General features: G+C 37.8%; 9 protein-coding genes. 5 read left to right on the top strand and 4 right to left on the bottom strand.

Annotated features, from left to right (window positions below; all coding sequences use genetic code 11):
* Positions 1–259 precede the first annotated feature (259 nt).
* Entirely contained in the window at positions 260–1,585 is a 1,326-nt protein-coding gene (locus ACH8JV_RS17325; RefSeq protein ID WP_311072087.1) for a hemolysin family protein, read from the bottom strand.
* Between the two features lie 122 nt (positions 1,586–1,707).
* Positions 1,708–2,697: a LysR family transcriptional regulator gene (locus tag ACH8JV_RS17320; RefSeq protein WP_001047619.1), complete on the bottom strand. Its 990-nt coding sequence runs from the start codon at positions 2,695–2,697 to the stop codon at positions 1,708–1,710.
* A gap of 588 nt (positions 2,698–3,285) precedes the next feature.
* Between ACH8JV_RS17320 and ACH8JV_RS17315 the strand changes: the two genes are divergently transcribed.
* On the top strand, positions 3,286–4,890 hold the full coding sequence (locus ACH8JV_RS17315) for an isocitrate lyase (RefSeq protein WP_002054455.1): 1,605 nt from the start codon (positions 3,286–3,288) through the stop codon (positions 4,888–4,890).
* A 62-nt stretch (positions 4,891–4,952) separates the two neighbouring features.
* Here the strand turns inward: ACH8JV_RS17315 and ACH8JV_RS17310 are convergent, their stop codons facing one another.
* Positions 4,953–5,432, bottom strand: coding sequence for a copper resistance protein NlpE (locus ACH8JV_RS17310; protein WP_396522724.1), 480 nt, complete (start codon positions 5,430–5,432; stop codon positions 4,953–4,955).
* A 202-nt stretch (positions 5,433–5,634) separates the two neighbouring features.
* A complete protein-coding gene (locus tag ACH8JV_RS17305) occupies positions 5,635–5,958 on the bottom strand; it encodes a hypothetical protein (RefSeq protein WP_188198314.1) in 324 nt (107 codons plus the stop codon).
* Between the two features lie 194 nt (positions 5,959–6,152).
* Here ACH8JV_RS17305 and ACH8JV_RS17300 point away from each other — a divergent pair, with 194 nt between their 5' ends.
* The 4 genes from ACH8JV_RS17300 (at position 6,153) to ureC (ending at position 9,489) form a co-directional block, all read left to right on the top strand.
* Positions 6,153–7,028 (top strand): urease accessory protein UreD, encoded by an 876-nt coding sequence (locus tag ACH8JV_RS17300; RefSeq protein ID WP_396522722.1) that lies wholly within the window; start codon positions 6,153–6,155, stop codon positions 7,026–7,028.
* A gap of 100 nt (positions 7,029–7,128) precedes the next feature.
* The gene (gene ureA / locus ACH8JV_RS17295; RefSeq protein WP_039248685.1) at positions 7,129–7,431 is read left to right on the top strand and encodes an urease subunit gamma; all 303 of its coding nucleotides are present in this window, start codon (positions 7,129–7,131) and stop codon (positions 7,429–7,431) included.
* 11 nt (positions 7,432–7,442) lie between these two features.
* Entirely contained in the window at positions 7,443–7,751 is a 309-nt protein-coding gene (locus ACH8JV_RS17290) for an urease subunit beta (RefSeq protein ID WP_396462659.1), read from the top strand.
* Between the two features lie 37 nt (positions 7,752–7,788).
* On the top strand, positions 7,789–9,489 hold the full coding sequence (gene ureC, locus ACH8JV_RS17285; RefSeq protein WP_396522720.1) for an urease subunit alpha: 1,701 nt from the start codon (positions 7,789–7,791) through the stop codon (positions 9,487–9,489).
* Positions 9,490–9,539 lie beyond the last annotated feature (50 nt).

The raw sequence follows: 9,539 nt of genomic DNA, 5'->3' as shown, positions 1-9,539 counted from the left end.
CCCATTTACAATGCTTGTAATGCTTACGTTACACAAGAAACAGGAAGCTGTAAATTCTTTTATATGCAATTTTTTATTTCTATTAAATTAAAAATTTTATTTTAATGAATGAGTTAATTTATATATTTGAAAATATGATTAAGATAATAAATTAAACTTTTAATATAAATATATTTAAAATAACTGTTAGTTTAAAAGATATATATTGTATTAAAAAATATCCTGCTTTGATTAGCAGGATATTTTGCACCAAAATAAATCAATTTTCATCTGATGGAGGTTGTAAATCAGATTTTTCTAATACGCGGGTTACTAATAACTGATCAATTTTAAAATGGTCTACATCGACGACTTCAAATTTATAACCACCGAATTCTACAAAATCTGCTGGACGAGGAATTTTGCGTAAACGGTACATCATAAAACCTGCGAGCGTCTCATAGTTTTCTTCATCAGGCATTTCATCAATTTCAAGCGCATGCTTAAGATCTTCAATAGGTGTACTACCATCGATCAACCAAGAGTTATTATCGCGTTTAATAATTTGCTGTTCTTCTTCAATAGGGGTAACCCAGTCACCCATAACGGTAATCATGATATCACTTAGTGTAATTACACCAACCACAAGCGCATATTCATTAATTACAACGGCAAACTTTTCTTTTGTTGAACGGAAGCGATCGAGCAATTCTGAGAGTGTTAATGTATCTGGTATCATCAGAACGTTACGAATAGTAGACTCATTTAACTGTGTAGGTGATTGATTATTTAAAATACGAACCAGAAAGTCTTTTGCATCTACATAACCAATGACCTGATCAATATTTTCATTACACACCAAAAATTTAGAATAAGGATATTCTGCCAGTTTTTGTCGAATGCTGTCTTCGTGTTCATTTAAAGTAAAGTAAACAACATTTTCACGCGTGGTCATACTTGATGGCACTGTGCGTTCTTCAAGTTCAAATACATTTTCAATAAAGTGATGTTCTTGTTTCTGAAGTACGCCTGCTTGGGCACCAGCATCCATAACTGCTGAAATATCATCAAAAGTTATATTGTCTTCACGTGTTGTATTTACTTTAAATAAGCGGAATAACAAGTTTGCAATTGCGTTGATTCCCCAAGCTAAAGGCTTACAGATTTTAATAAAAATCTGAATAGGGTTAATGACACTAATTGCGATTTTTTCAGGTGCAATCATAGCCAAACGTTTTGGCATGAGATCGGCAAATAAAATAAATAAAGAAGTTACCAAGGTGAAAGATAGGGCAAAACCAATTGTTTGTGTCCAAGGACCTTGGTAAAAGCGGTCAACTAAGTTGACAAAGAAAGGACGAAATGCAGCTTCACCCAAAATACCGCCTAAGATTGCGACAGCATTTAGACCAATTTGGGATGCTGCAAAAAAGTCTGCAGATTGTTCTTGTAAATCAAGTACCTGTTGAGCACGTTCTTCGCCAGCTTCGGCCAAAATTTTTAACTTTACTTTTCTGGCACCAGCTAGAGCAATTTCAGTTAAAGATAAAAAGCCTGCTGCGATGATGAGCAGTACGATGATAATGATATTTTGAAAGAGACTCACAAATCACCCGAGGATCATCATTATTATGACTATGTTTTAACACAAAAAAGCGCTGAGGTAATCAGATTGATTGCTCAGCGCTTAAGATAATGTTGGAAAGAGACAATTAAATTAAAATTTATTTAATAGTGGGAAAATTGTGAATTATTGGTTAGAAACTCACGATTTTCCTCTTCGATCATTTGGCGAGCAACGAATAGGATAAGTTGGCGTAACCAGCGATGAGCTGGATGATGGTGTAATAGAGGACACCATGCCATTTTAAGTTCGAACTCAGGAATATAAAACGGTGGATCTTTAATGACTAATTTTGGATTTTGTGCTTGCAAGCGCGCCATTCGAGTTGGAAGTGTTGCAATCAAGTCAACGTTTTGAGCAAGCAATGCTGGCATTTGATAGTGACGCGTAAATACAGAAATTTTACGACGTTGACCAATACGTTCTAATGCTTGATCAATCCAGCCTAGGCCACCTTGTTTATCTGGGTTTACCCCAAAACCAACACCCATACCAGTTTTAGATACCCAAATATGTTGAGCATCTAAATAGCTTTTTAAATTTAAATGAGTAACAGCAGGGTGTTTGTCATTTAAAATACAGCTAAAGCTATCACGCCAAACTAAAACTTGGTGGAAACTTTGTGGTATTTCATTGAAGCGGTTAATAGCTAAATCAACTTTACCTTGTTCCATGTCTCTATATGACACATCACTTGGTGTAAGAAAATCGAGTACAACGTTAGGTGCTTCAGAACGTAGGGCTTTAACAAGACGCGGGACTAGGGTCGCTTCTGCATAGTCAGAAGTCATAATACGGAAAACGCGATTACTGGTATAAGGGCGGAATTCGGTACGCGGTTCCAAAATCATGGAAAGATCAGAAAGGGCATCACGAATACGTGGTTGTAATTCAAGTGCACGTTCTGTCGGTGTCATCCCTTCAGATGAACGGATCAGGAGAGGGTCATTAAATAAATTACGCAAACGGCGTAAAATATTACTCATGGCAGGCTGAGTAACACCAAGCTGTTCGGCTGCGCGAGTAACATTTTTTTCACGAAGAAGAACATCAAGATATATTAATAGATTAAGATCTACCCGCTCCAGATTCATAAAAAAAATACCGAAAATAAAACCCTAAAATTGTTTCAAATTATGCCATATTTAAAGAACATTGTGTGAAAAAATGATGAGAAAAACGACATTTTTTGTTGAAATTAAGTATGCCTGAAAAGCACCTCAAATGCTCGATTTTGTTATCGTTGATATGTTTTTATATTTGTAGTTATGGAAGAAATATTTTTAATTAATATTTAGTATTGTTCTAGCATGTTGATTGACTTTTTCCATTGGCAAAAGTCGCCTAATTTACAATTGACTTTTAATACTAAAAATGAATGGAAAAATCTCAAAAATTGTATAAAAATAAAACTTGGAGAGTTTTTTGATCAAAATACTATACTCCTTTAGGATTATTTTGTTTTTATAAACAAAGTGTTATGTTTTTTAGTTTTACTTATAATATCGATTTATTGGTATATTTTTTAAATAAATACTGAAGATTAACCAAGGATATTGGATTAATTGATTGGCTAAGTCTAAGCTGTGTACATGAAGAAGCAGCTGGTGTCATAAGAAATTTAAGTAACATGACTCTAGGCTTCGATCGATGAAATCCTAAAATGAATACAGGACAATATCATGACTACATATCAAACAGCGATTGATGCAGTACGTGAATTAAAATCAAAATTCGGCAACACTTGGGCAGACATTAGCCCAGAAGATGCTGCTCGTATGCAACTTCAAAACCGTTTCAAAACTGGTTTAGATATTGCTAAGTATACAGCTGCGATTATGCGTCGTGATATGGCTGAATACGATGCTGATTCAAGCAAATATACTCAATCATTAGGTTGCTGGCATGGTTTCATCGCTCAACAAAAAATGATTGCTAACAAAAAATACTTCGGTACTACTAGCAAACGTTATATCTACCTTTCTGGTTGGATGGTTGCTGCACTTCGTTCAGAATTCGGTCCACTTCCTGACCAATCTATGCACGAAAAAACTTCAGTACCTGCTTTGATCGAAGAAATCTACACTTTCTTACGTCAAGCTGATGCAAAAGAATTAAATGACTTATTCCGTGCTTTAAACAAAGCAAAAGAAGCAGGTGACTCTGCGAAAGTAGCTGAAATCACAGCTCAAATCGACAACTTCGAAACTCACGTTGTGCCAATTATTGCGGACATCGATGCTGGTTTCGGTAACGAAGAAGCAACTTACTTACTTGCTAAGAAAATGATTGAAGCTGGTGCTTGTGCGCTTCAAATCGAAAACCAAGTATCTGATGCAAAACAATGTGGTCACCAAGCTGGTAAAGTAACTGTTCCACATGCTGACTTCATCGCTAAGATCCATGCTCTTCGTTATGCATTCTTAGAATTAGGTGTAGAAGAAGGTGTTATCGTTGCTCGTACTGACTCTGAAGGTGCTGACCTTACTCAAAGCATCCCAGTAGTTAAAGAACCAGGCGACATCGCATCTAAATATATTAGCTACTTAGACACTCAAGAAATTGATATCTCTGAAGCAACTGATGATGAAATCTTAATTAAACGTGACGGCAAGTTACACCGCCCAACTCGTTTAGCTTCTGGTTTATATCAATTCCGTGAAGGCACTCAGATTGACCGGGTTGTACTTGACTGTATCACTAGCCTTCAAAATGGTGCTGACTTACTTTGGATCGAAACTCCGACTCCAAACGTAAAAGAAATTGCACACATGGTTAACCGTGTTAAAGAAGTTGTTCCAAATGCGAAGCTTGTTTACAACAACAGCCCATCATTCAACTGGACTTTAAACTTCCGTCAACAAGCGTATGACCGTTGGGTTGCTGAAGGTAAAGATGTGTCTGCTTACGACCGTGCTAAATTAATGAGCGCTGAGTACGACAACACTGAATTAGCTGCTGATGCTGATGAAAAAATCCGTACTTTCCAAGCAGACGCTGCGCGTGAAGCTGGTGTGTTCCATCACTTGATCACACTTCCTACATACCACACTGCTGCTCTTTCTACTCATGAATTAGCACAAGGTTACTTCGGTGACCAAGGTATGTTAGCTTATGTTGCTGGCGTACAACGTAAAGAAATCCGTGGCGGTATCGCATGTGTGAAACACCAAGCAATGGCTGGTTCAGATATTGGTGATGACCACAAAGAAATCTTCGCTGGTGAGAACGCACTTAAAGCTGGTGACGATTCTAAAAACACAATGAACCAATTCTCAGCTCACTAAGAATTGACTTCATAAAAAAACCGCTCAAATGAGCGGTTTTTTTGTTTATATTGAAAAACTCATTAATCTTCTTTTTTCAACACATAATGTTCAGCCAAAGAACCTTCAACTTTTTTACCATCCATGTCTAAAGCAGTCGCTGTATTTTCACCAATAAAGAATTTACGGTTTTGAGCTTTATCATCTAAGGTAATAACAGAAGTATTGTCTTTATCGAAAACAAACTTACCATGGGTTTCAAATGGGTTTGTATCGCCTTTACCTAAATAAGTTTCAGTCAACTCATAAGTTTTATCATCTTTTAATTTTAATTCGGTTTTAATGCCTTCACAGTCTGCACATGGAAGTGTTCCTTTATATTTGCCGTTCCAATCTAGTGAGTTCTCTGCTGTATGCTCAGTATCTACGGCAACAGCATTACTTGCTTCAGTAGTTTGCACAGGGGTAGATGCATCAGAAGTTGTCTCTGTTTTATTTTCGTGTTTATTACATGCGACAAGAAGAGTACTCATAAGTGCAATTGCTAATAATGATTTTTTCATAATGACCAAAACCTCAAAATAAAAATAAAAAGTAGTTAAAGCCTAGGAAAAAATAAAAGAAAATAAAAGCGTTACTATGTTGCTTAATTTTATCAAAAGGTAAAGTGAATACTTATTGGACGCTTTGAAATAGTAATTTTTAAAATTAAGTTGGTGGGGTAGAGGTATCCATTTGAATGATTTAATGGATACCTTTTTTAAATTATGGCTGTGCAGAAACTCCACCTAGAGAGTCGCATGCTGCTTTATAAAGTTCATACTGCTTCTTTACCACTTCATCTAAAGGCATAGCGAATAATTCTTCACCTTCTTTATAGCTTTCTACATAAGAGGTGGCTTTATCTTTACTCACCGCTAAAGTTTGTTGGTAATAAGAGTTGATAGAGCTTGTAGGCATTTCACTTGTTTCAACATTTTTACATTGAAAATTATTTAATAGTTTTTCTGCGCGTTTGACTTCACTAGATTGGCCAAAAATACACCCAGTTAAAAATACAAAAGGTACTAACACGAAAAAGATTTTCATGGAAAAAATTTATAAGAGCGAGGATGGGCGCTATTGTATAAATAATTCCATGCTTTACTGTGGTTTTATGTTAGACATTGCTTGTTTTTTAACTCATTAAAATAAAAAAATTGTTTCTAAGTTTGTAATGACCTCTTTTTGTATTTGGTGCATATTTTGCTTATTAAAAAAGCCATTATTAAAAATGAGCCAAAATGAATCGGTTTCAACAATTTTCTCAGAGTTCTTCAGCACCATTTTGGTATGCCCAATTAGAGCTCGGTTTCTGTTTTAAAAATTATCGCACCATAATGGGTCATCGAAAACATTATGGCCCTGTTCGGGTGCAAAAAATGCTTTGGCCAGAAAAGACAGGAGTTTGCCACGCTATTATTGTTCATCCACCAGCAGGTATTGCAGGAGGTGATCATCTTACTTTCCAAATTGAAACAGCAGAGCAGGCACATGCGGTGATTACCACGCCTGGAGCTGGGAAATGGTATAGAACCAACGGCAAACAAGCTTTTCAGCATATTTATTTGACTGTAAAAAATGACTCTATTTTAGAGTGGATGCCACAAGAAACGATGTTGTTCGATGGTGCTGTAGCACACTCGGAAACACATATTCACCTTGAACAAACAGCTAGTTTTATTGGATGGGATATGCTGGTGTTGGGTCGACAGGCTCGGGCTGAAAATTTCGTTCAGGGAAGTTATCACAATCAGTTTAAGTTATGGCGTGAAAATAAATTATTAGTTGCCGATACTTTGTATTTTGAAGGTGGAGATCGCTGGTTAAGTTCATGTTTAGGTATGAATAATCAGGCCGTGATGGCAAGTTTCTGGGCTGTACCTCCTGAGAAATTCCGTTCTTCATTTCATTTAGAACAACATGTTGAACTCATCCGTGAACTCATTATGCGTATGGATGTGCCTGTGACTTTGACGTTACTAGAAGATGTACTGTGTGCGCGTTTTTTAGGAAATGATGTACGGCATTGTCATGATGCTTTTGCCGCTATAAGAGCAAGATTGAGACGTTATTGGTTTGATTTAGATGAAGAATTTCCAAGAATTTGGAAAACCTAATTTACGTTAAATTGCGTATTTTAAAAACGATTAAAACAAGTATGCTGCTTTTGAGCACGCATTTTGCTTAAAGAAAACTAGATGCTATTAGGAAAGAGATATGGAACTCAATCCAACAGAAAAAGACAAGTTACTCATTTTTACTGCAGGCTTGGTGGCTGAGCGTCGTAAAGCGCGAGGTTTAAAGCTGAATTATCCAGAAGCAGTTGCATTTATTTCCGCAGCCTTACTTGAAGGTGCACGAGATGGAATGACGGTCAGTGATTTGATGCATTACGGTACCACCTTATTAAAGCGTGAAGATGTCATGGATGGTGTAGCGGAAATGATTGCTGAGGTTCAGGTCGAAGCAACTTTTCCTGATGGTTCGAAATTAGTTACTGTTCATCAGCCAATTGTATAAAAGGACCGCTTATGATCCCCGGCGAAATCATTACTCCAGAGACTGACATTGAACTGAATGTCGGACGAGAAACTTTAAAAGTTGTAGTGGCTAATCTTGGAGATAGACCTATTCAGGTGGGTTCGCATTTTCATTTTTATGAAGCCAATGATGCACTACAGTTCGACCGTGAAGCAGCAAAGGGTTTTCGCTTAAATATTGCAGCGGGTACCGCAATACGTTTTGAACCAGGGCAAAGCCGAGAAGTGGAACTTGTTGCTTTAGCTGGTAAGCGAGAAGTATATGGTTTTGCAGGCCGAGTCATGGGTAAGTTGGATTAAACATAACAACCATAATGAAAGATATGAGTAAAAAATTATGAAAATGTCACGTCGTGCATATGCTGAAATGTTTGGTCCAACGGTTGGAGATCGTATTCGCCTAGCTGATACAGAGCTTTTTATTGAGGTCGAACAAGATTTAACGACCTATGGTGAAGAAGTTAAATTTGGTGGTGGCAAAGTTATTCGTGACGGGATGGGGCAATCACAGCTTTTAGCCGATGAAGTTGCTGACACGGTCATTACCAATGCTTTAATTGTAGATTGGTGGGGAATTGTAAAAGCTGATGTTGGCTTAAAAAATGGCCGAATCTGGAAAATAGGAAAAGCCGGCAACCCCGATATTCAACCTGACATTACCATCCCTTTAGGGGCTGCAACAGAAGTGATTGCGGGTGAAGGGCAAATTTTAACAGCAGGCGGTATTGATACCCATATTCACTGGATTTGTCCTCAACAAGTTGAAACTGCACTCATGTCGGGTACAACAACAATGGTTGGCGGCGGTACAGGACCTGCGGCAGGTACTTCGGCAACCACAGTAACTCCAGGGCCTTGGCATATTGCGACCATGTTGCAGGCGATTGATGATTTGCCTATGAATATTGGCCTATTGGGCAAAGGTAATTTGAGTTTGCCAGACCCAATTCGAGAGCAAATTAAAGCTGGGGTAATTGGATTAAAATTACATGAAGACTGGGGCTCAACACCAGCAGCCATTGATAACTGTTTAAGTGTGGCAGATGAGTTCGATGTTCAGGTCGCAATTCATACGGATACTTTAAATGAAGGTGGTTTTTTAGAAGAAACGCTGGCTGCATTTAAAGACCGTACCATTCATACTTACCATACCGAAGGTGCGGGTGGTGGACATGCTCCAGATATTTTAAAAGCAATTGGACAAAGTAACGTGTTGCCGTCTTCAACGAATCCAACTCGACCTTATACCATTAATACCATTGATGAGCATTTGGATATGCTCATGGTTTGTCATCATTTAGACCCTGCAATTGCTGAAGATATTGCTTTTGCAGAAAGTCGTATTCGCCGTGAAACCATTGCTGCCGAAGATATTCTGCAAGACCTAGGTGCAATTGCCATGATGTCTTCTGACTCTCAGGCAATGGGTCGTGTCGGTGAAGTCATTTTACGAACTTGGCAAACTGCCCACAAAATGAAAATTCAACGTGGCCCTTTAGACGGTGATAACGAGTTTCATGATAACAATCGGGTTAAACGCTACATTGCCAAATATACGATTAACCCAGCAATTACCCATGGTTTAAGTCATGAAATTGGTTCAATCGAAGTCGGAAAACTTGCTGATTTAGTGTTATGGAAACCTGCCTTTTTTGGTGTAAAACCTTCCATGATTATTAAAGGTGGCATGATCGCGGCGGCACCGATGGGTGACATCAATGCCTCTATTCCGACACCTCAACCCGTGCATTATCGTCCAATGTTTGGGGCTTATCCGCGTGGTGTGCATAACACCTGTATTACCTTTTTATCTCAAGCAGCAATAGATGAAAAAGTTGCTGAAAAATTAAACCTCAAAAAGTTAATTAGTCCGTGTAAGAACACGCGTGCAATTACCAAAGCCGATATGAAACACAATACATATTGTCCAGTTATGCATGTGCATCCCGAAACTTACGAGGTGAGGGCAGATGGTGAACTATTAACATGTGAACCTGCTGAAGTGTTACCCATGGCACAGCGTTATTTCTTATTTTGATGAATTTTATAGAGATGATATGTCTCATTACTCTAGATATGAAAGAAATA

Origin of the sequence: Acinetobacter sp. ABJ_C5_2, assembly GCF_044538485.1 — a bacterium.
In the GTDB taxonomy this organism is placed as follows: Bacteria; Pseudomonadota; Gammaproteobacteria; order Pseudomonadales; family Moraxellaceae; genus Acinetobacter; species Acinetobacter nosocomialis_A.
This window is presented reverse-complemented; position numbering and strand designations above follow the sequence as displayed.